Raw genomic sequence first — 24,760 nt, forward strand, 5'->3', positions numbered from 1 at the left:
CAGCCAAGAGGTAAATCATGAAAAACATTGATCCAAAACTTTATCAACATACTCCCACGGTTAGCGTCTACGATAACCGTGGCCTGACCATTCGTAACATCGACTTCCACCGTTCTGTCGCAGGAGGTGATACGGATATTCGCATTACCCGCCACCAATATGATGTCCGAGGACACTTGAGCCAAAGCATCGATCCACGCCTGTATGACGCCAAACAGCTCGACAACTCAATAACCCCCAACTTTCTCTGGCAATACAATCTGACCGACGACACTTTGCGAACAGAAAGTGCCGATGCCGGCCGTACCATTGCCCTCAATGATATTGAAGGTCGTCAAGTATTGATTGTAACTGCAACTGGCGTCACTCAGACCCGACAATATGAAGCTAACACCCTGCCCGGCCGCCTATTATCCGTAAGCGAACAAGCTCCCGAAGAAAAGGCTCCCCGCGTTACTGAGTATTTTATTTGGGCAGGTAATACACAGACAGAGAAAGATCATAACCTTGTCGGCCAGTATGTGCGTCACTACGACACCGCAGGCGTGACGCAACTGGAAAGTTTGTCGTTGACAGAAAATATCTTATCTCAGTCCTGCAAGCTGTTGGCCGATGGTCAGGAAGCAGACTGGACGGGTAACGATGAAACCCTCTGGCAGACCAAACTCAATAGCGAAGTTTATACGACACAAAGCACCTTTGATGCTACTGGCGCTTTGCTGACCCAAACCGATGCAAAAGGCAACATACAACGTCTGGCTTACAATGTGGCAGGGCAATTGAAAGGTAGCTGGCTGACATTGAAAAACCAAAGTGAGCAAGTCATTATCAAATCCCTGACCTATTCCGCCGCAGGGCAGAAACTGCGTGAAGAACATGGCAACGGTGTTGTCACCGAATACCGCTATGAGCCAGAAACTTTGCGATTGATTAGCACGACTACCCGTCGTCAAGCCGATAACAAGGTGTTACAAGATCTACGCTATGAACATGATCCGGTCGGAAACATTATCAGTGTTCGTAATGATGCTGAAGCCACTCGTTTCTGGCGTAATCAGAAAATAGTTCCTGAAAATATCTATACCTACGATTCCCTGTACCAGCTCATCAGTGCAACAGGACGTGAGATGGCTAATATCAACCAGCAAAGCAACCAACTTCCTTCACCAATCATCCCTCTTCCTACTGATGACAGCTCATATACCAACTATACTCGCAACTATAATTACGATCGCGGCGGCAATCTGGTTCAAATCCGGCACAGTTCGCCCGCTACCCAAAATAACTACACCACAGATATAGCCGTCTCGAATCGCAGTAATCGAGCAGTGTTGAGTTCACTTGCCACAGATTCAACACAGGTAGATGCGTTGTTTGATGCCGGTGGTCACCAAAGAAAACTACTACCGGGGCAAGATCTGAGCTGGAATGCCCGGGGCGAACTACAACAGGTAACGCCAGTGAGCCGCGAAAATGCCAGTGATCGGGAGTGGTATCGTTATGGCAACGACGGCATGCGGCAGTTAAAAGTCAGTGAACAACAGACAGGCAACAATACGCAGCAACAACGAGTCACTTATCTTCCCGGATTAGAGCTACGTACAACGCAAAGTGGAACCGCGATATCGGAAGACCTGCATGTTATTACCGTAGGGGCAGCAGGTCACGCACAGGTACGGGTTCTTCACTGGGAAACCACACCACCAGCCGGTATCAGCAATAATCAGCTCCGTTATAGCTATGATAATTTGATTGGTTCCAGTCAACTTGAACTGGATAATGAAGGACAAATTATCAGTCAGGAAGAGTATTATCCATTTGGCGGCACAGCGTTATGGGCAGCAAGAAACCAAATAGAAGCCAGCTATAAAACCCTCCGTTATTCAGGTAAAGAACGAGATGCTACCGGGCTCTACTATTACGGCTATCGCTATTATCAACCGTGGGTGGGTAGATGGTTAAGCGCCGATCCGGCTGGAACAATCGATGGGCTGAATCTATACCGAATGGTGAGAAATAATCCGTCAACACTGGTTGATATTTCTGGGCTTAATTCTGAAATTCACAAGATTTTCGGGTTTAATATACAAATAGATAACCCAGAAGAAGAATGGGAATCAACACAGATAAGAGTCAAAAACAAATTCTTGAATTTCGGCTCTGTAGATACTTTAACGGCAGAAAGAAAATATGGGCTCAATGTACCAGAAGAATTATTCGATAGACAGATTGAAAAAGATGAATCGATATTAACTTTCAAAAAAGACCTACCCATAAGCTGTATTAGCAGCACAGAGTATACCCTTGATATCTTATATAACAAAAATGAAACTAAACCATTCCCCTACGAAAGTGAAGCAACAATTGGAGCAGATCTGGAAGTAATAATGTCCGTGGAATTTGGAAATATACCCTATGGATTTCAAGATGCATCGCGACGGCAAGGGAGCGAATCCCCGGGAGCATAGGTAACTATGTGACCGGGGTGAGTGAGTGCAGCCAACAAAGAGGCAACTTGAAAGATAACGGGTATAAATCAATTGAAAACGCATCAGACATAGATTTAAAAGAAGATGTTCTACCATTAAGAAGATCCACGGATAAAACAAACCTGCCAGATTTAAAACAAGGGTTAATGATAGCGGAAAAAGTAACAAGCAAAGGAAAAGCGTATCCTTTTCATTTTGGTGCCGCAATAGCTGTTATATATGGTGAGGATAAAAAAGTAGCCGCTTCAATTCTCACTGATCTATCTGAACCTGAAAGAGGGGAAGGAGAGCATTTACAAAGCACGAAAACAGTAGCGGCAATGTTTCTCAAAAAAGTAGACAAATTTCGAGGCCATGATTACCCAGCAGATAAATATAGCATCGGATTAGTTACAGCTAAAAAACGTCAGCCGGTAGTAACCAAAAAGCGGGCAATCCCAGAAGATGCCCCATCATCATCCAGAAATAAAAAACTGCATGTACATTAATCTCTGTGCCTTAATCAAGGGTCCTGTACATAAGCTCGTATAACTGTTATCTCCCTAAAGGTGATCGTGCAAACGATCACCAAACTCAATAATAAAATCACCATGAATCTGATTAACTCAACCAGCCAAAAATAGACCTTGAAATAACAATCATAAAAATATCGTCTGGATCACACTTTAAATAACAAAGCATCCTTTCCAACGAAAAGTACCAGTCAACCTTCCGAAAATCTATTCAAGAAATGCCGTTCTAAAGCTTCAATTAAGAAACACAAAACAAACATTAAATTAACATCCATGTGCCAATATTGATTATATTATATCAAGACAGGCGCTTTTTATGACGACTGTGAGGTAGACATGAAACCAGAAGATTTTCGCGCCGACAAAAAACGTCCTTTCACCAGTGAAGAGTACCTGAAAAGCCTTCAAGATGGCCGCGAAATTTACATTTATGGCGAACGCGTAAAAGATGTCACTACACATCCCGCATTCCGCAATTCTGCTGCTTCAATCGGTCAGTTGTACGATGCCCTGCACGCCCCAGAAACCCATGATACCTTGTGCTGGAATACCGATACCGGCAACGGCGGGTATACTCACAAATTCTTCCGCTTTGCTAGCAGTGCAGATGAGCTGCGCCAACAACGTGATGCTATCGCTGAATGGTCACGTCAAACCTATGGCTGGATGGGTCGTTCACCTGACTATAAAGCGGCCTTCGGTAACGTACTCGGCGCATTTCCTGAATATTATGGTCAGTTTGCTGATAACGCCCGTACCTGGTACAAACGTATTCAGGAAACAGGCGTTTACTTTAACCATGCCATTGTCAATCCACCAATCGATCGCCATAAACCCGCCGATCAGACACGTGATGTCTATATTAAGCTAGAAAAAGAAACTGATGCCGGTATTATCGTCAGCGGCGCAAAAGTGGTAGCAACTAATTCAGCCCTGACTCACTATAACTTTATCGGTTTTGGCTCCGCACAAGTAATGGGGGATAACCCTGATTTCGCCCTGATGTTTGTCGCGCCAATGGATGCAGAAGGCGTGAAACTGATCTCCCGCGGCTCCTATGAATTGGTAGCAGGCGCAACAGGTTCCCCATTCGATTATCCCTTATCCAGCCGTTTCGATGAAAACGATGCAATTCTGGTGATGGATAAGGTCCTTATCCCTTGGGAAAATGTCCTGATTTACCGCGACTTTGACCGTGCACGCAACTGGGCCATCCAAGCGGGTTTCACTAGTCTGTTCCCATTACAGGCTTGTGTACGGCTGGCGGTGAAATTGGATTTTATTACCGCTCTGCTACAAAAGAGCCTGGAATGCACTGGCGTGATAGAATTCCGTGGTGTTCAAGCTAACCTGGGTGAAGTGGTTGCCTGGCGTAACCTGTTTTGGTCACTGAGTGATGCAATGTGGGCAGAAGCCAAGCCGTGGAAAGGCGGCGCTTATCTGCCAGATACTCAGGCAATACAAACTTATCGCGTTATGGCACCAATGGCCTACACGAAAATTAAAAATATTATTGAAAGTAACGTCACCAGCGGCCTAATTTATTTGCCATCCAGTGTACGTGATATGAATAACCCAGAAATTGATAAATATCTCGCCCGGTATGTTCGGGGTTCCAACGGTATCGATCACGTTGAACGCATTAAGATTTTAAAACTGATGTGGGATGCCATTGGTAGTGAATTTGGTGGTCGGCACGAATTGTACGAAATCAACTATGCCGGAAGTCAGGATGAAATTCGGATGCAATGTCTGCGCCATGCTCATGGCTCTGGCAACATGAAAAAAATGATGGATATGGTTGATCGCTGCCTTGCTGATTATGATCAGCATGGCTGGCGTAGGCCACATTTATACAACAATAGCGATATTAACCAGTTAGATAAGCTGCTGAAATAATCGGTAGCAGGAGGCCAATATGTCTGTAGAAAATGAACATCGCCTGCGTTTCAGAGATGCGATGGCGAGCCTATCAGCAGCGGTGAATATCGTCACCACCGATGGTCATGCCGGATGCTGTGGCATCACTGCTACCGCAGTATGCTCAATCACCGATACGCCACCCACGCTGATGGTATGCATTAACCGCAGCAGTGCTATGAATACAGTTTTTCAGGAAAATGGCCGCCTGTGTGTCAATATTTTAAACCACGAACAAGAATTGATGGCACGACACTTTGCCGGTATGACCGGAGTCAGCATGGAAGAGCGTTTTCGCTGGAATATCTGGCAGACAGGGCCATTAGGCCAACCGGTGTTAACCGGCACCCTCGCCAGCCTTGAAGGTGAAATTGAACAGGTTCAAGAAGTGGGAACGCATAACGTGTATCTGGTTCAGATTAAACATATCACGGTGAGCGAACAAGGCCACGGCCTCATCTATTTCAAGCGTAATTTCCGTCCAGTTATGTTGGAAATTGAAGCCGCCACAGTTTAACTGCTTCTCCATCAGGCAGTGATTGTTCTTCCACTATTCAGGCTTTGAACGGCCTGAATAGCGTTTTTTATCAACACTTCCATTAAACTTCTGATTATTTTTGATATTCACCTGATGAATATACTATTAAATTCAATACTAATATCTTTATATTAGTGTGATCGCCCACCAGGAACATATTTTAACCATATAATAATCTACCGTCCTCCGATCACTTGAATAAAGTACATAAAAAAACCACTTTAGCGACAGATCATGTCACTGAATGTCACTGTACATTTCCGAGTGTATTTCAACCAATAATGCTAATCAGAGGCAATCAACTATGAATAAACCCGCATCCATCGGTTTATTACAACAACCCAAACCGTTCTTTATGATTTTCTTCGTCGAGCTTTGGGAACGATTCGGCTACTACGGTGTACAAGGCGTTCTTGCTGTCTATTTTGTACAAAAATTGGGATTTTCCCAGGAACAAGCGTTTATTACCTTCGGTGCATTTGCCGCGTTAGTTTATGGTTTGATCTCGATTGGCGGTTATGTAGGTGACCACTTACTGGGAACTAAACGAACCATTGTGTTGGGTGCCATAGTCCTGGCAATTGGCTACTTTATGACGGGCCTTTCTATTCTACACCCTGATTTAATTTTCTACGCATTGGGAACGATTGCCGTTGGTAACGGCCTGTTCAAAGCTAACCCAGCCAGCCTGCTGTCTAAATGCTATCCACCCAAAGATCCTCGTCTGGATGGAGCTTTTACGCTGTTTTACATGTCAATCAACCTCGGCTCGCTGTTCTCACTCGCTCTCGCTCCTGTTATTGCGGAAAAATTTAGTTATGCCGTTACCTACAATATTTGTGGTATTGGTCTGATTATTGCCTTGTTAGTCTATATTTTCTGTCGCAATACGGTACGTAATATTGGTTCTGAACCCGACCATCAACGAATCAACTATAAAAACCTATTCATGGTATTAGCAGGAAGTGTTGCGATGGTTTACGTCTGTGCATGGCTGATGCACAACGTGAAAATAGCCAATATTGTGCTGATTACCCTATCTGCTATCGTGGTATTTATCTTCTTCCGTGAAGCATTAAAGCAGGATAAAGCTGGCCGTAACAAAATGTTTGTTGCTTTCATTTTGATGCTTCAAGCTATTGTGTTCTTCATTCTGTATGCTCAGATGCCAACTTCTCTCAATTTCTTTGCCATCCATAACGTTCACCATCAGTTGCTTGGTTTTGACATTAATCCGGTCAGTTTCCAGGCGCTTAACCCATTCTGGATCGTTGTTGCCAGCCCGATACTCGCCGCCTTATACACTCACTGGGGCGCTAAAGGTAAAGACCTCACAATGCCAGCTAAGTTTGCAGTTGGTATGTTCCTGTGCTCTTTAGGTTTCCTCACTGCCGCCGCTGCCGGTTTGTGGTTTGCAGATGAACAAGGTTTGACCTCCCCTTGGTTTATTGTTCTAGTTTATTTTTTCCAAAGCATCGGTGAATTGATGATCAGCGCACTGGGCCTGGCAATGATTGCGGCTCTTGTTCCTCAGTACCTAATGGGTTTTATTCTGGGAATGTGGTATTTAACTCAAGCAACTTCCTCCTTACTCGGCGGCCATGTCGCAGCCCTTACGGCCGCACCGAAAGGTATTACGGACCCATTGCAAACATTACCAATCTATACCAGCGTATTCGGCAAAATTGGTATTGCTACCTTTATCGTCGCCATCATCATGTCGGTCACCGTGCCGTGGCTGAACCGTATGATGAATGAAAAACAAAAAATATGATTTGATCCAAAATAAAAAACCTCGCCAAAGGAGAAAATACCGATCGTGTGACTTGCTCCCACCACTCAATCACCCGTGATAGTGGGGGCTTCTTCATGACCCCAATTAACCGTCGCTAATCGTTTTCGTTGTAATTCCCCGCACTACAAATGTTATTATTCAATCATTTATTAAATATTAATTTCAGCTTCCAACATGATAATTTACCGCAATCCAGTAATCCATTTGCCCGGCCTTACTTCGATGGTTCTGTGCATCCTGATAATTTGAAAATGTTTATTTAAGTGAGATTTACGGGCGATAAACTAGCCGAAGATCAAGAAATAGATTACATCCAGATTGCGACCGAAGACTACTTTGGTGTAATGCGTATCATTGGCGAGTGTGACATTCGCCACCGCCTCATAATTCATGGAGAAAATGATGAAAACTTTAGATTACTTTGCCCGGTTAAGATCACAACTGGCCGCGTTTACCTTCCTCAATGGCGATGGGCTGACTGTTTCCCGTCTGGGTCTCTCGATTACTCTGTTTTTTAAACAAGGCTACACCCAGGAAAAAAACAACGCATTCTGGCCTGCTACCGCCGCTTTCGTGAAGAATTTATCATGATTATTTTCCCTTAGAGTATCAATTAGCTTAGCGTTATCCCACCCTGCAAGTTAACTCTACTGTTCATACAACACTGAGAGATTATGCCCATTCCATCCGAAGCATTAACTGGATCACCCTGCTGTCCAAACGATTTGTAAACCGACTGGGTGGGGAATTCTGGATACGTCATATGCTGCGCCGCTACCCGGATGTGGTGATTACTCCTTATTCCAATGGTCTGATTATCCGGGCCGGTCAATACCCGGACTTAACGCCACTACCGGGCAGTGTCCCGGAGAGTTATTTTGCCATTAACCAACTGATACGTCCGATACGTTTTGTTCCGGGAGAAGGTGATTCCCTGCATTTTTATGGAGAGGGTCATTTTGATGATATTTCCACACAAGCCTGGTATGCCCGTTATGACCGGGGACCGCTGCAAGTGACTCCTCTGAGAAGTGACCATCCTGCACTGGTCAGCGGGATCTGGCGAACCGATAGCCTGCCGGGCAAGCAGTACTTCTTTGCTCAGGGTGCGATGGCTTTTGATGTTGAAGGTGCAGAACCGGACACAACCCTCTGGCATCTGATACGGGAAGCGGAAAACAGAGAGGAATAAAGGACGAGAAGCGGTAAGTGAATGAAAAAAGAGACGCAGGAAGAAAAGGATTCACTGGAGTGCCGGTTTTTCAGTGAAACTCTCTCAGATCAGCTTACTTTTCATAAAACACTATTCAAAACAATATTAAATTACCTTCGAAACCAGTCACGTGGAATCCCTCACCGGCATTTTTGTAATAAGCAAGGAATTCCATCGGTCAGATATATACCCGTTATCTTTCAAGTTGCCTCTTAAGTTGGCGGCACTCGCTCACCCCGGTCACAAAGTTAGTTATGTTCCCGGGGATTCGCTCCCTTACCGTCGCGATGCATCTTGAAATCCATAGGGTATAGAGCATCTAGAATTTAGTAGCTTTGAACATGGCAAAAGGGGGGTAACATCGTAAATCTCCAGTATCCTTTAAAGCATCCGCGTCATTGTGTTCAAAAAGCTCAATAGTTTTGAACCCGGCCTTATTCAAGATTTCATAATATGTATCTTTATGCCAATGCGTATCTGAAACCTTAAATATACTTCCATTTGGCAGATCTAAATACACTGGCTTGATTTCTCCATCATTGTATTTTTTATTTAGATCGCCGCTCATAAAAGAGCTGAACTTAATCCCACAAGAATCCGGATTAGTATCCAATACGTAAAAAATACCACCAGGTTTTAATGTTCTATGAACTTCCTTGGCGATTTTTAAAAGATCAGACTTTTTATTGCTACCGATGAACACGTAACAGCATATAGCTGCGTCGAAAGTATTATCATTGAAGTTAAGGACACCAGTTTTGATTTGATGATAAGAGCTATTGCCACGATTGATATTGCTGGCGGCTTTGTCCACCATAGTTTGTGAGATATCTACTCCCGTTACCGTCTTTATGCCTCCAGCAATTAGCCGACGTGACACTTTCCCACCACCACAACCGTAATCAAGAACCGATATATTTTGCCCCAAGCTCTCCTTAAGGTTATCAATCAACGGTGTGTACCCAAGTCTCTCTTCCAAATAATCATCATATTGATCGAATAAGTTTGAAACCTCTTCATTCATCCAGTCAGTATTCATTTGTCATCTCATATTCATATATGTGTAGTAATAACCAAAAATTGCTCTTTAAAGCCCTTCGGACTTTTCGCCTGATATCCCCGCCCGCACGGGGCAAGGGTTTACGGCGGTTTTTGCTAAGAAAAAACATAACTGAGTTAAATAAAAGGTCTAACAGAACCTAAAATAATAAATTGGTTTTTGCAATATCTAAGTCATATTTAACAATATTGCTTTTTCTTTAAATTGATCACGCTCCTCCAGACCCCCATTGTGAAAAAAATTCAATATCAAAATGACACAAATACAACTATGTGTATATGAGTATTATCTATATATTGAGTCCAGTCACAATATTCCTTTTTTTACAGGAGGTTTCTTGTATATATACTCAATCAATTTGAATCCTGCATTTTAAAATTAATTGGGTATATTATCATTCTAAAAATAGTTTTTAAAAATAATAATCATATTCATTGAAAATAACTACTTTATACAGATTAATATACAGTCGCGATAATTACCATAATGATAACCAAAAAGAAAAAAACTCACTGAATGCCATCTGACAATTACCTAAAAACAGCCCAAAAACGAGGCCATAAAACAGTCGAAATAATGTTTTTTATCATTATTCTCTGCGCTCATCACAAAATATTAATCACTTTACTTTCCATAAAACACCATTCAAAACAATTGTAATTATTTCATAACTTTATCATTAACAATGTAATTATTATTTATGTAATTATAATTTTTATTATTGCATTGCCGCAAGAATTTAGAGAAACAATAGATGATAACGTTATGAAATAGTCAACGACCGAATGGTACCGTTTTATCTACCCGTTATTTTCATCCTATTTCAGCACGTTATCAGACACCCTATTTGCTGCCTTCTTTTAATGAACATTAAGAATCTCTTTACGTATTCATGGAGTGCAAGTCAGCATAAATATTTTATTTATTAAATAGTTAAAAGGAATAAACATGAGCACAATCACACCAGAACACCCTGAAATGACACAACAGGCACAAAAAGCTAACCGACTGCATGAAGCGAGTATCCTCAAACGTGCTAATCCTCAATTGCAAAATGCGGTACATCTTGCTTTAACCTCGCCTCACGCCGATCAACAAGGTTATAACAGTAAATTTGGTGGCCGTGCCAGCCAATATGTCGCCCCCGGTGCAGTTGCCTCCATGTTCTCTCCCGCTGCTTATCTGACTGAACTTTACCGTCAGGCACGGGATTTACACGCAGAAAATACCATTTATCATCTGGATAAACGCCGCCCGGATCTAAAATCACTGACGCTCAGCCAGCAAAATATGAATGATGAAGTTTCTACACTTTCTCTATCTAATAAAGTACTGCTGGAAGGGATTAAGACGCTGACTGGGCTAGAAAGCCATACTGATGTGATGAAAGCGCTATCAACCTTTCGCCATTCTGGTTCGACGCCGTATCACGATGCTTATGAAAATATATGCAAAGCTATTCAATTACAGGCTCCGACATTCGACCAATTTAGTCCATCCCCAGAAACAGATATCGCTAAACTGAAATATCAAGCTTCCCTGTTGGGGATGAATATTTCCATCTCGCCAGAACTATTTAATATCCTAACAGAGCAGATTACAGATGACGAAGAAGAGATTAAAAAGTTCTATAAAGAAAACTTTGACAATATTCAGCCCTCTTTAATGGCAACGCTAGAATACCTAAAAAGCTATTATAATTTGACTGATGAGGAAGTTAACCAGTTTATTGACCAACGAAATATTAGGCTAATACATGAGGAAATGAATTCCAAATATGGCAGCCAACAACCCGCTCAATATTATTTGCTCAGACTCAATAAGATTATTCGTTTGTCCCAAGCAACAGGGCTGGCACCAACAACCCTTAAAAATATTATCTCCAGTAGCACCTATCAGGAGATATCTACACCTCCAGAGATAACCCTGGAAGCTGTAATTACCGTATACGATGAACTTAGTGATGGACCGGATATTGACGCAAGAATATTAAAGAAAATCTTTCGCGTTAAATACTATATGCAGCGTTACAATATTGATGCTGAAACTGCATTAATCCTGTGTAATGCACCCATTTCACAAAATTATTATAGCCGTAGTTCCGATCAATTTAGTCGTTTATTTAATACCCCACCATTGAATGGTCAGGATTTTCACGTTTGGGATGAAGAGATTAATTTAAGCCCAAACAATACAAATAGCTGGCAAAAAGAAGTGCTTAAACGGGCTTTTAATGTCGATGATATTTCACTTTATCAATTACTAAAGATGACTCATTGTGATAATGACAATGGAAAAATAATCAATAATTTAACTAATATTTCTTATCTCTATTTAGCCAAATTACTGGCAGATATTCATCAGTTAACTGTTAATGAACTGAATTTACTGTTGGTTGCCATAGATGAAGGATCAACCAGCTTATCAGGGATAAGTGATGACAATCTGGCTATTCTGATCGATAAACTTTATAGCGTTACCCAGTGGTTGCGTACACAGAAATGGAATACGTACCTGCTGTTTATGATGACCACCACCAGCTATAACAAAAACCTGACTCCAGAAATCCAGAACCTGCTAGATGCTGTCTACAATGGTTTGCAAGGCTTTAACAGCGAAAATGAGACAAATCTTCTGTTGAAAATGTCTCCTTATCTCGCCGCCGCTCTGCAATTGCCGTCTGAAAATGCCGCTCACTATGTACTCGCTTGGGCAGATCAACTAAAACCTGGCGCTGGTGTAATGACAGCAACAAAATTCTGGGGATGGTTGCAATCTCAACACAATTCAGAACAATCAACTACTGTAACAGAAGAACAAGCAGTCCAATATTGCCAATGCCTGGCACAACTGGCGCTGATTTATCGCTCCATCGGCCTTAGTGAAAACACCTTACGTCTGTTTGTCACACAACCGCAGCTCTTTGACCTTACCGCAGGAACAGCATCGACACACAATGCATTATCACTGGTAAAGCTGACGCATTTTACTAACTGGGTTAACTCTCTAGGTAAAAACGCCTCTTCTGTACTGGCCGAATTTGAAAAGGGAACATTAGAAGCCAAACAGTTGGCTGATGCCATGAGCCTTGATAAAAATCTACTGGAGCAAGCCAGTACCCAAGCACAAGCTAATTTCGCCAACTGGACATCTATCAATACTATCCTGCAATGGGTTAATATCGCGCATCAATTGAACGTTTCTCCGCAGAGCGTTTCAGATCTAGTGAAATTACAGGCTGAAAAATCCACTTATGTTCATTGGGAAAACGTAGCTACGACATTAACCGCAGGACTAGACACCCAAAAGGCCGATGCCTTGCATATTTTTCTGGATGAGTCTCGTAGCGCCGCATTGAGTAAATACTATATCGGTAAAATTGCTAGTCAAAATCCAGCGATTAAAAACCGTGATGATCTATACCAGTATTTATTGATCGATAACCAAGTTTCTGCTGCCATCAAAACCACGCCAATTGCAGAAGCTATCGCCAGCATCCAACTGTATGTCAACCGGGCATTGAAAAAGATGGAAGGTGATGCAGTCACAAGTGTCGTCTGCCATCCGTTCTTTACCGATTGGGATAAATACAATAAACGCTACAGCACTTGGGCCAGCATTACTAAGCTCATTTACTACCCTGAGAATTACATCGATCCGACGATACGCATCGGGCGAACAAAAATGATGGATACGTTGCTGCAATCCATCAGCCAGAGTCAATTAAATACCGATACGGTAGAAGATGCCTTTATGTCTTATCTGACATCATTCGAACAGGTGGCTAATCTGGAAATCATTAGCGCCTATCATGACAACATCAATAACAATCAGGGATTAACCTACTTTATCGGACACAGTAAAACAGAAGTGAACCAATATTATTGGCGTAGTGTGGATCACAATAAATTCAGCAATGGTAAGTTTCCTGCTAACGCCTGGAGTGAATGGCACAAAATTGACTGTCCAACAAATCCCTATAAAGACACTATCCGCCCGGTAATTTTCCAATCTCGCCTGTATCTGATCTGGCTAGAGCAGAAGAAAATTGCTAAACAGACAGAAAATAATCATCAAACCGTCGTAAGCCATCACTATGAACTAAAACTGGCGCATATCCGTTATGACAGTACCTGGAATACACCAATAGCCTTAGAAGTACATGACAAAATATCCGCTGTTTTAAAAACATCAGATTTATTAGACCAATTGCAAGAGTACCAAAAGCAATTAGAAGATAAACTGAAAGAACAGCAGGAAGAAGTAGAGCGACTAAAACCAATCCTACCACTGAATCCAGTAAGTCCACCAAAACCTATAGAGCCACTAAAATCATTGCAACTATTGCCACCGCTAATAGAACAACGGAAAAAACAACTGGCGCAATGGGAGAGAGAATTGAATGAACAGGGGCAATCAACGACAGAGATAAGCGTAAGGGAAAAACAACTGGAATTGAACCAGCAGGATATTCAGAAGGAACTGGATCGACTGGAACCAGAGCTAATAAGAAAACAACTAGGGTTCTACTGTGCAAATCACCAAGACAATAAGTTGTTAGTCCTGTTTTATCAAAAACAGGACGCACCGGATAAATACACAACAGATGCGCCAATAAAAGGGCTGCGTATCTCCTCAAACATGTTATTTGAAGATATCAATTCTGACGATGATATAATTCACATTCGTAACCAGTTTGATACCAATATTGAGGGCAATCGCATCATACGGGTTAATAATCGACATGAGATCGCTTCATCAGAGACAACTGATGACGATAATATTTTGGTTATTCACCATGATACAAACGGGGCGCAATATATGCAGTGGGGAGGTTATCGTATTCGCCTTAATACGCTGTTTGCCCGTAAATTAATTAGTCGCGCTACAGCCGGGATCGATACTATCTTAAGTACAGAGACACAGAAATTGCCAGAACCTCAGTTAGGGAAAGGATTTTTTACTCATCTCATTCTTCCTAAATATGATCAAAATGTACATGGCAATGAGCGTTGGTTTAAAATTCATATAAGAAATGATAATGGATTGATGAATTTATACTACAAGGGAGTATTAACTGATACCGAAACTAGCATCACTCTTTTTATCCCTTGGTCTAATACACAATCGCGTGTCGAAATAGCCGTAGAATATAAGAAGAAATTCTATTTGGAACAACAAAGATGGGAAACTGCTTTATTTCATTTTGATGAAATTAATAAGAAATTTGTGTTGATTAATGACGCTGATAATAAGAAAGTCGTGATAAACGATACTGACGCGATCGTCAATAAATATAAAGGCTTTCTTGATGTTTCTATTCTTATCGATCAATACACAGAACCAATGGATTTCAACGGCGCGAACAGCCTCTATTTCTGGGAGCTATTCTACTATGCCCCAATGTTGATTGCTCAACGTTTGTTACACGAGCAAAACTTCGATGAAGCCAACCGTTGGCTGAAATATGTCTGGAACCCAGCCGGCTATATTGAACATGGTCAGATTCAGCACTACCACTGGAATGTTCGCCCGTTGTTGGAAGATACTAGCTGGAACGATGATCCATTAAATTCCGTCGATCCCGATGCTATAGCGCAATATGATCCCATGCATTACAAAGTCGTTACTTTTATGCGCACCCTTGATCTGTTGCTGGCCCGTGGAGATTACGCCTATCGTCAGTTAGAACGAGATACGCTCAACGAAGCTAAGATGTGGTATATGCAAGCACTGCATCTATTGGGTGATAAACCTGATTTATCGTTCGGTTCAGAGTGGAGTAAGCCAAGTTTAGGTGACGCGGCCAGAATGGAGAAACAAGAAGAACACGCCCAAGCAATGGTCGCTCTGCGACAAGGTGATGTTAGTCGGCACAACAACCCGACAGATCTTTTCTTGCCACAGGTCAATGAAGTGATGCAAAGCTACTGGCAGAAACTGGAACAACGGCTGTATAACCTGCGCCACAACCTCTCTATTGACGGTCAACCGCTACATCTGCCTATTTACGCTACACCAGCGGATCCAAAAGCGTTACTCAGTGCTGCTATTGCCAACTCACAAGGCGGAAGCAAGTTACCGACGTCATTTATGTCACTGTGGCGTTTCCCACAGATGTTGGAAAACGCACGCGGTATGGTAAGCCAGTTAACACAGTTCGGCTCCACGTTACAAAATATTATCGAACGTCAGGATGCGGAAGCCTTAAACACGCTATTGCAGAATCAAGCGGCAGAATTGATATTGACCAATCTCAGCATACAGGACAAAACCCGAGAAGAACTGGATGCGGAAAAAACCGTACTGGAAAAATCCAAAGCCGGAGCGCAATCACGCTTTGACAGCTACAAAAAGCTATACGATGAAAATATCAATGCGGGTGAAAACCGGGTGATAGCATTGCATGCCTCTGTGGCTGGCCTTAGCACTGCCCTGCAAGCATCGCGTCTGGCAGGCGCTGCCCTTGATCTGGCGCCCAACATTTTCGGCTTCGCTGATGGCGGCAGCCGTTGGGGGGCAATTGCCGAAGCGACAGGTAATGTCATGGAATTTTCCGCGAGTGTTATGAACACCGAAGCGGATAAAATCAGCCAGTCTGAAGCCTATCGCCGTCGCCGTCAGGAGTGGGAAATCCAACGTAACAATGCCGAAGCAGAGATAAAACAAATCGATGCCCAACTTCAATCGTTGGCAGTACGCCGTGAAGCTGCGGTGTTGCAGAAAACCAGCCTGAAAACCCAACAGGAACAGACTCAGGCGCAATTGACTTTCCTACAACGTAAATTCAGTAATCAAGCGTTGTACCACTGGCTACGTGGTCGGCTAGCTGCTATCTACTTCCAATTTTACGATTTGGCCGTAACCCGTTGTCTGATGGCTGAAATGGCTTATCGTTGGGAGACTAATGATACCGCCGCAAGCTTTATCAAACCCGGCGCCTGGCAAGGGACACATGCTGGTCTACTCGCTGGTGAAACCTTGATGTTAAATCTGGCACAAATGGAAGATGCCCATTTGAGATGGGATCAACGCGCTCTGGAAGTAGAACGGACCATTTCACTGGCGCAACTCTATGGAGCACTGCCAGAAAAATCGTTTAATTTGGCAACACGTATTTCTGCCCTGCTAGCAGGTGGTACAACTGAACCCGTTGACGATCATCCCGTTACATTAGAAAACGGCCAACTAGGCGCTAAAATCTCACTGTCTGGTCTGTCACTACATAATGACTACCCAGAAGGCAACGGCGTAGGCAACATTCGACGCATTAAACAGATCAGTGTCACCCTGCCAGCTCTGTTAGGACCGTACCAAGATGTACAAGCCATTCTGTCCTACGGAGGAAGTGAAACCGGATTAGCTGAAGGCTGTAAATCACTGGCGATCTCTCATGGGATCAATGACAGCGGCCAGTTCCAGTTGGATTTTAACAATGGTAAATTTCTGCCGTTTGAAGGGATAGCGATTAACAATACCGGCACATTAACACTCAGTTTCCCGAATGCGACTGGCAAACAGCAGTCCATGTTACAGGCATTGAGCGATATTATTCTGCATATTCGCTACACCATCCGCCAATAACCATCTCAATCAAATAGTAAAAACAGGCTCCTAAACGGGGCCTGAGCCTTTCACGAATATATACCCGTTATCTTTCAAGTTGCCTCTTTGTTGGCTGCACTCGCTCACCCCCTTGCCGTCGCGATGCATCTTGAAATCCATAGGGTATACACCACACTCACAGTCTGCCTTCTTACCTGTCTAACGCTCGTTATAACAGAGATATTTCCTTTTCTCGTGAGTCCGATTGCCTACTATAAAATATCAACCCTCTTCTTTTTCGTAGCATGCAATATGTAACAAATGCAACTATTTCATTCGGTTATTGTTAACCAATTATATTACTTATGATGTAATTATAATTTTTGTTATTGCGTTACAACAGCCATTTAAACAAATAATAACGCTACGAAATAGTTGATAGTTAAATGGTGTTTTTATTTAGCCATTATTTTCAACCTAATTTCAGACTGTTATCAGACGTTACCTGTGTTGACTTTGTTTTGATGGAGATAAATAACCTTATTTATCTCCTCGATATGCAGGCCAGCATAAATGTTTTATTGACTCAACATTTAAAAGGAATAAACATGAACACACTCAAATCCGAATATCAACAAGCGTTAGGAGCAGGTTTTAATAATCTAACCGATATTTGCCATCTCTCTTTTGACGAACTTCGCAAAAAAGTGAAGGACCAACTCTCATGGTCACAGACCCAGAGCTTATATCTTGAAGCACAGCAGGTGCAAAAGGATAACCTTCTGCATGAAGCCCGTATTCTGAAACGCGCCAATCCTCAATTACAAAGTGCGGTACATCTTGCCCTGACAACACCTCATGCTGACCAACAAGGTTATAATAGCCGATTTGGCAACCGCGCTAGCCAATATGCAGCCCCTGGCGCAATTTCTTCCATGTTTTCTCCCGCGGCTTACCTGGCTGAACTTTATCGTCAGGCACGAAATTTACATGACAAAGATTCTATTTATCATTTGGATAAACGCCGTCCAGATCTAAAATCATTGGTACTCAGCCAGAAAAATATGGATACGGAGATTTCCACACTTTCTCTGTCTAATGACATGTTGCTAGAAGGGATTAAAACTCAGCCTAATTTGGACAGCCACACTAAAGTGATGGAAAAATTATCTACTTTCCGCCTTTCCAGTTCGATGCCATATCACGATGCTTATGAAAGTGTACGTAAGGTTATTCAATTACAAGCTCAGGTATTTGAGCAATTAAGCGTATACCCAGAAACAACACTCTCTCAATTGAAGTATCAAGCTTCCCTGTTAGATATTAATGCTTCCGTTTCACCAAAGTTATTTACTATTCTGACAGAAGAAATTACCGAATCTACTGCTGAAACTCTTTATAAGAATAATTTTGGTGATATTAAACCTTCTCTGATAGAAAAACTGGAATATCTGAAAAGTTATTACAATCTGAGTGATGAAGAGTTTAGCGACTTCCTTAAAATAAGAACTATACTTCTCCCAGAAGAAGAAATAACAATTACTGAGCCTGCATCGCGTACTACTAGTACACAACAAACTATCGAAAAGACTAATTATCGTGCTCTGTTGAAAATTAATAAATTTATTCGTCTATTCAAAGCTATAAACTTATCACCAACGGTATTAAGTGGAATCCTCCACAGTATCAGTCCAGAATTCAACATCAATGAAGAAGTGTTAAAAAAAATCTTCTGTATTAAATACTATATGCAACGTTACGGTATTGATGCTGAAACTGCACTAATACTATGCAAGGCACCAATTTCACAACATAGCAATGACGGCCATCCAAGCCAGTTTGATCGTTTATTTAATTCCCCAAAACTGAATGGTCAGGATTTTTCTACCAATGGCACTCCAGAGATTGATTTAAATCTAAGCAGTACCAACAGCTGGCACAAAACAGTACTTAAACGTGCTTTTAATGTCGATGATATCTCATTAAATCGACTACTAAAGGTTACCTATGGAGACAACACTAAAGAAACAATGGTTAATAATAGAGATAATCTCTCTCATCTCTATCGCACAAAATTACTCGCGGATATCCATCAGCTAACTATTGATGAATTAGGGGTACTACTAGTAGTAGTTGCCATAGATGAAGGAAAAACCGATTTATCTAAGATTACTCATGATAATTTAGCGGTTCTAATTAGCAAACTCTATACTGTAACCAATTGGCTGCGTACACGGAAATGGAGTGTATATCAGTTATTTGTGATGACCACCACCGACTATAACCAAACCCTGACACCAGAAATTCAGAACTTACTGGATACTATATATAACGGCCTGCAAGATTTTGACAAGAAAATACTAAAAGCCAAAGAGGAGCTAAAAAAAGCGGAAGAAAGCCAGCAAAAATCGGAAGAAAATTTAAATAAAGCCAAAAAGAATCTGCAAGAGGCCGAGGAGAATCTGAAAAAAACACTGTCTCATTACATAGCCGCCGCTCTGCAATTGCCATCTGAGAATGTTGCTCTCTCCGTGCTGGCCTGGGCAGATAAGCTAAACTATGGCAAAGCAGACAAAATGACGGCAGACACACTCTGGGACTGGTTGCGGAAAAATCCCTTTGGAACTCAATCATCGGAACCAACAGGAACAACTGCATCAGATAACTCAATTCAACAAGCTGTCCACTATTGCCAATGTCTAGCACAACTAGCACTGATTTACCGTTCTACTGGCCTTAGCGAAAGCACTTTACGTCTGTTTGTGACAAATCCACAACTCTTTGGTCTTACCACAACAGCAACGTCAACACACAATGTATTATCACTGATTATGCTGACGCGTTTTACCGACTGGGTTAACTCACTAGGTGAAAACGCCTCTTCTGTACTGACCGAATTTGAAAAAGGAACATTAACAGCAGAAATATTGGCTAAGGCCATGAATCTTGATGAAAATCTACTGGAGCAAGCCAAGACTCAAGCAAAAGCTGATTTCTCCAACTGGTCATCTATCGACACCATCCGGCAATGGATTAACATCGCACGTCAATTGAATATCTCTCCACAAGGTATTTCTGAACTGGAGCAAGTATTAGACATAGAATCTTCCGCTGACTATACCAAATGGGAAAACGTCGCTTCGATATTAACCTCCGGGCTAGACACCCAAAAAGCCAATGCCCTACATGCATTTCTGGATGAGTCTCGCAGTGCTGCGTTAAGTACATACTATATTTATTCTCATAACCAAAAAGATCGAAAAGAAAGAAAACATACGGTAATTAAAGACCGTGATGATCTATATCAATACCTATTGATCGATAACCAGGTCTCCGCCGCCATCAAAACCACGGAAATTGCGGAAGCTATTGCCAGTATCCAACTGTATATTAACCGCGCATTGAAAAATATGGAGGAAGATACCGACACAAGTGTCACCAGCCGTTCATTCTTTACTAACTGGGATAAATACAACAAACGCTACAGCACCTGGGCCGGCATCGCTAAACTCCTTTACTACCCTGAAAATTACATCGATCCAACACTGCGGATCGGCCAGACAAAAATGATGGATGCGCTACTGCAATCCATCAGCCAGAGTCAATTGAATACCGATACCGTAGAAGATGCCTTTAAATCTTATCTAACGTCATTCGAACAGGTGGCTAATCTGGAAGTAATCAGCGCCTATCATGACAACATTAATAATGACCAAGGATTGACCTATTTTATCGGACGCAGTAAAACAGAAGTGAATCAATATTATTGGCGCAGTGTAGATCACAATAAATTCAGCGAAGGTAAATTCCCCGCTAATGCCTGGAGCGAGTGGCACAAAATTGACTGTCCAATTAACCCCTATGAAGATACTATCCGCCCGGTAATCTACCAATCCCGCCTATATATCACCTGGCTGGAACAGAAGAAGGTAACTAATCGATCAGAAGTAGAAGCTCTATCAAAAGTAGAAGCTCTATCAGAAATAAAAACAGACAAACAAAGAAGCAAAACGACCACAAGCTATTATTATGAACTGAAATTGGCACATATTCGTTATGACGGTACCTGGAATACACCAATTACCTTTGATGTAGATAAAAAAATATCTGATCTAAATCTAGAACCGAATAAAGTGTTAGGACTCTATTGTGCAAGCTATCAAGGCAAAGATAAATTACTGGTCATATTTTATCAAAAACGGCCCGAACAAGCAGATTATAGACAGGCTACCATGCAAGGGTTATATATCTCCTCTAATATGTCACAAGAAGAGATGAAGCCTAATGATTATAAACTTAATATTCATGAACAGCTTGATACCCGTACTGAAACCAATAGTGTTATAAGAGTCAATAACCGCTATGCAGAAAGCTACGAAATCCCTTCATCAGTAAACAGTAATAACGGTTATGATTGGGGTGAAGGCTACCTGAGTATGGTATATGGCGGGAGTATTCTGATTACCCGACCTCAATTAAATGGTTCAAAAATCCAAATCTCACCGAAGTTAAGAATTATTCATAATGGATATGAAGGTCGACAACGTAATCAATGCAATTTGATGAAAAAATACGGTAAGCTTGGTGATAAATTTATTATTTATACCACGCTAGGTATTAACCAAAATAATTTATCAAATAAAAAATTTATCTACCCTGTTTATCAATATGGAGACACCCCCGAAAAAGGGAAACTACTGTTTTATCGGGATAGTGCCACTAACTTTGTAAGAGCCTGGCTCCCTAACCTTCCCTCTGGCTCTCAAGAAATGTCCGTAACCACTGGCGGTAACATTAGTGGTAACTATGGTTATATTGATAATAAACATAGTAACAACAATCCATTCAAAGAATATTTCTATATGGATGACCACGGTGGTATTGACACTGATGTTTCTGGACCAATGTTTATTAATACCGATATTAAGTCTTCAAATGTTAAAGTCATAATAAAGGCTACCGGTATCAAAGAAGAAACGTTTATAGCAAGCAAGGACAACAATGTACCTACTGAGCCACCCCCTAACTTCGAAGAAATGTATTATCAATTTAAAGCTCTCAAAGAAATAGATGTCTCCAAGCTGACATATAATAATAATGAAGCAAGTATTGATGTCACCTTTACAGCATCTGCTGAAGCATTTGAAAGTGGTCAGAAAGAACGTAATCTAGGCGAAGAACATTTCAGTATTCGTATTACCAAAAAGGCAGAAACTGATAATGTCTTATCCCTTCACAGCAATCCAAGCGGGGCACAATATATGCAATGGGGAAACAATAGTACCCGCCTTAATACGCTATTTGCCCGTAAATTAATTAGCCGAGCCAACGCTGGTATTGACACTATTTTAAGCATGGAAACTCAGAATATTCAGGAACCTAAATTAGGAGAAGATTCGCTTGATGCTACAGAACCAATGGATTTCAACGGCGCTAACAGCCTCTATTTCTGGGAACTGTTCTACTATACCCCGATGTTGATTGCTCAGCGTTTGCTGCACGAGCAAAACTTCGATGAGGCTAACCGCTGGCTGAAATATGTCTGGAATCCGGCTGGCTATATTGTCAATGGTCAAATGCAGCATTACCGCTGGAATGTCCGCCCATTACAAGAGGATACTAGTTGGAACGATGATCCACTGGATTCGGTCGATCCTGACGCTGTAGCGCAACACGACCCAATGCACTACAAAGTCGCCACCTTTATGCGCACCCTTGATCTGTTGATCGAACAGGGAGATTACGCCTATCGCCAATTGGAGCGAGACACACTCGCCGAAGCCAAAATGTGGTATATGCAAGCACTGCATCTATTAGGTGATAAACCTCATCTACCACTCAGTTCAACATGGAATGATCCAGAGCTAGAAGAAGCCGCAGATCTTGAAAAACAACAGATACACGCCAAAGCAATAGCAGATTTACGACAAGGCCAGTCTACAGATGGAGGCAACACAGATCTTTTCTTGCCACAAGTCAACGAAGTGATGCTGAGCTATTGGCAGAAACTGGAACAACGGCTGTATAACCTGCGCCATAACCTCTCTATTGATGGTCAACCTTTGCATCTGCCTATTTTCGCAACACCAGCCGATCCAAAAGCGTTACTCAGTGCCGCTGTTGCCAGCTCACAGGGCGGAAGCAATATGCCAACGTCATTTATGTCACTGTGGCGTTTCCCACACATGCTGGAAAACGCCCGCGGCATGGTCAGTCAGCTCACTCAATTCGGCTCCACATTACAAAATATTATCGAACGTCAGGATGCAGAGGCATTAAACACACTGTTGCAGAATCATGCGGCGGAACTGGTATTGACCAATCTCAGCATACAGGGCAAAACCATTGAAGAGCTGGATGTTGAAAAAACTGTGCTAGAAAAAACACGCGCCGGAGCTCAATCACGTTTTGATAGCTACAGCAAATTCTACAATGAAGACATCAACGCAGGTGAAAAACAGGCAATGGCATTGCGTGCTTCCGTCGCTGGTATCTCTACTGCCCTTCAAGCATCACATCTGGCGGGCGCGGCACTTGATCTGGCCCCCAACATCTTTGGCTTCGCTGATGGTGGTAGCCATTGGGGTGCGATCGCCCAAGCCACAGGTAATGTCATGGAATTCTCCGCCAGTGTCATGAACACCGAAGCGGATAAAATCAGCCAGTCGGAAGCCTACCGTCGTCGCCGTCAGGAATGGGAAATTCAGCGTAATAACGCCGAGACAGAGCTGAAACAAATCGATGCTCAGCTCCAATCACTAGTAGTACGCCGCGAAGCCGCGGTGTTGCAGAAAACCAGCCTGAAAACGCAACAGGAACAAACCCAAGCACAACTGCTGTTCCTACAACATAAGTTCAGCAATCAAGCTTTGTACAACTGGCTACGTGGTCGGCTGTCCGCCATTTACTTCCAGTTCTATGATTTAACGGTAGCTCGCTGTTTGATGGCTGAAATGGCCTATCGCTGGGAGACTAATGACACCACGGCAAGCTTTATCAAACCCGGTGCCTGGCAAGGAACCCATGCCGGTTTGCTGGCGGGAGAAACCTTAATGCTGAATCTGGCACAAATGGAAGATGCGCATCTGAAACAGGATCAACGCGTACTGGAAGTAGAACGTACCGTTTCACTAGCAAATATCTATAAAGAGAAAAGTCAATTTTCCCTGACTGAGAAAATTGCAGAACTGGTGAAGAATAAATTAGGCACTGCCGGTAGCGGAAATAATGCCCTGAAGTTTGGTACCAAAAGTGCCAAAACTTCTCTGCAAGCGTCTATTTCGTTAGCTGACTTACAAATTTGTCACGATTACCCAGAAGGTAGTGGAGTCGGTAATGTTCGCCGAATTAAACAGATCAGTGTCACCCTGCCAGCACTGTTAGGCCCCTATCAGGATGTGCAAGCGATTCTGTCTTACAGCGGAGATGTCACTGGATTAACTGAAAGTTGCAAATCGTTGGCGGTTTCTCATGGGATGAATGACAGCGGCCAGTTCCAACTGGATTTCAACGATGGAAAATTCCTGCCGTTTGAAGGAATCGACATCGATAAAGGTACGCTGACATTGAGCTTCCCAAATGCAATTGGTGAAGGAAGCAAAGAGGGCAAACAACAAACCATGCTGGAGAGTCTAAGCGACATCATTCTGCATATTCGCTACACCATTCGCCAATAACGATTTCAATTA

At 42.4% G+C, this 24,760-nt stretch carries 8 protein-coding genes and 1 pseudogene; 8 read left to right on the top strand and 1 reads right to left on the bottom strand.

What is annotated here, in order from left to right; all coding sequences use genetic code 11:
- Nucleotides 1-17: 17 nt before the first annotated feature.
- The 6 genes and pseudogenes from AACQ83_RS05575 (at nucleotide 18) to AACQ83_RS05600 (ending at nucleotide 8,446) form a co-directional block, all read left to right on the top strand.
- Complete coding sequence (locus tag AACQ83_RS05575) at nucleotides 18-2,468, top strand: RHS repeat protein (protein WP_240000703.1); 2,451 nt, start codon at nucleotides 18-20, stop codon at nucleotides 2,466-2,468.
- A 47-nt stretch (nucleotides 2,469-2,515) separates the two neighbouring features.
- On the top strand, nucleotides 2,516-2,977 hold the full coding sequence (locus AACQ83_RS05580) for a hypothetical protein (RefSeq protein ID WP_112876796.1): 462 nt from the start codon (nucleotides 2,516-2,518) through the stop codon (nucleotides 2,975-2,977).
- Nucleotides 2,978-3,337: 360 nt separating this feature from the next.
- Complete coding sequence (gene hpaB / locus AACQ83_RS05585) at nucleotides 3,338-4,900, top strand: 4-hydroxyphenylacetate 3-monooxygenase, oxygenase component (RefSeq protein ID WP_112876797.1); 1,563 nt, start codon at nucleotides 3,338-3,340, stop codon at nucleotides 4,898-4,900.
- Between the two features lie 19 nt (nucleotides 4,901-4,919).
- Nucleotides 4,920-5,438 (top strand): 4-hydroxyphenylacetate 3-monooxygenase, reductase component, encoded by a 519-nt coding sequence (gene hpaC / locus AACQ83_RS05590; RefSeq protein WP_112876798.1) that lies wholly within the window; start codon nucleotides 4,920-4,922, stop codon nucleotides 5,436-5,438.
- A gap of 325 nt (nucleotides 5,439-5,763) precedes the next feature.
- Nucleotides 5,764-7,233, top strand: coding sequence for a dipeptide/tripeptide permease DtpB (gene dtpB / locus AACQ83_RS05595; RefSeq protein WP_112876799.1), 1,470 nt, complete (start codon nucleotides 5,764-5,766; stop codon nucleotides 7,231-7,233).
- A 423-nt stretch (nucleotides 7,234-7,656) separates the two neighbouring features.
- Nucleotides 7,657-8,446 (top strand): annotated as a pseudogene (locus AACQ83_RS05600) (type VI immunity family protein).
- A 340-nt stretch (nucleotides 8,447-8,786) separates the two neighbouring features.
- Here AACQ83_RS05600 and AACQ83_RS05605 read toward each other — a convergent pair.
- Nucleotides 8,787-9,506, bottom strand: a complete 720-nt coding sequence (locus tag AACQ83_RS05605; RefSeq protein WP_112876800.1) for a class I SAM-dependent methyltransferase — start codon at nucleotides 9,504-9,506, stop codon at nucleotides 8,787-8,789.
- A gap of 969 nt (nucleotides 9,507-10,475) precedes the next feature.
- On the opposite strand from AACQ83_RS05605, the gene AACQ83_RS05610 reads away from it, so the two are divergent.
- Entirely contained in the window at nucleotides 10,476-17,111 is a 6,636-nt protein-coding gene (locus tag AACQ83_RS05610) for a Tc toxin subunit A-related protein (RefSeq protein ID WP_112876801.1), read from the top strand.
- Nucleotides 17,112-17,680: 569 nt separating this feature from the next.
- A complete protein-coding gene (locus AACQ83_RS05615; protein ID WP_112876803.1) occupies nucleotides 17,681-24,748 on the top strand; it encodes a Tc toxin subunit A-related protein in 7,068 nt (2,355 codons plus the stop codon).
- Nucleotides 24,749-24,760 lie beyond the last annotated feature (12 nt).

This window comes from Photorhabdus sp. S10-54, assembly GCF_963878145.1.
Lineage (GTDB): Bacteria > Pseudomonadota > Gammaproteobacteria > Enterobacterales > Enterobacteriaceae > Photorhabdus > Photorhabdus kayaii.

Coding starts and splice junctions, on each gene's coding strand:
- AACQ83_RS05575 (WP_240000703.1), top strand. CDS start 18: ATGAAAAACATTGATCCAAAACTTTATCAACATACTCCCACGGTTAGC.
- hpaB (WP_112876797.1), top strand. CDS start 3,338: ATGAAACCAGAAGATTTTCGCGCCGACAAAAAACGTCCTTTCACCAGT.
- hpaC (WP_112876798.1), top strand. CDS start 4,920: ATGTCTGTAGAAAATGAACATCGCCTGCGTTTCAGAGATGCGATGGCG.
- dtpB (WP_112876799.1), top strand. CDS start 5,764: ATGAATAAACCCGCATCCATCGGTTTATTACAACAACCCAAACCGTTC.
- AACQ83_RS05605 (WP_112876800.1), bottom strand. CDS start 9,506: ATGAATACTGACTGGATGAATGAAGAGGTTTCAAACTTATTCGATCAA.
- AACQ83_RS05610 (WP_112876801.1), top strand. CDS start 10,476: ATGAGCACAATCACACCAGAACACCCTGAAATGACACAACAGGCACAA.
- AACQ83_RS05615 (WP_112876803.1), top strand. CDS start 17,681: ATGAACACACTCAAATCCGAATATCAACAAGCGTTAGGAGCAGGTTTT.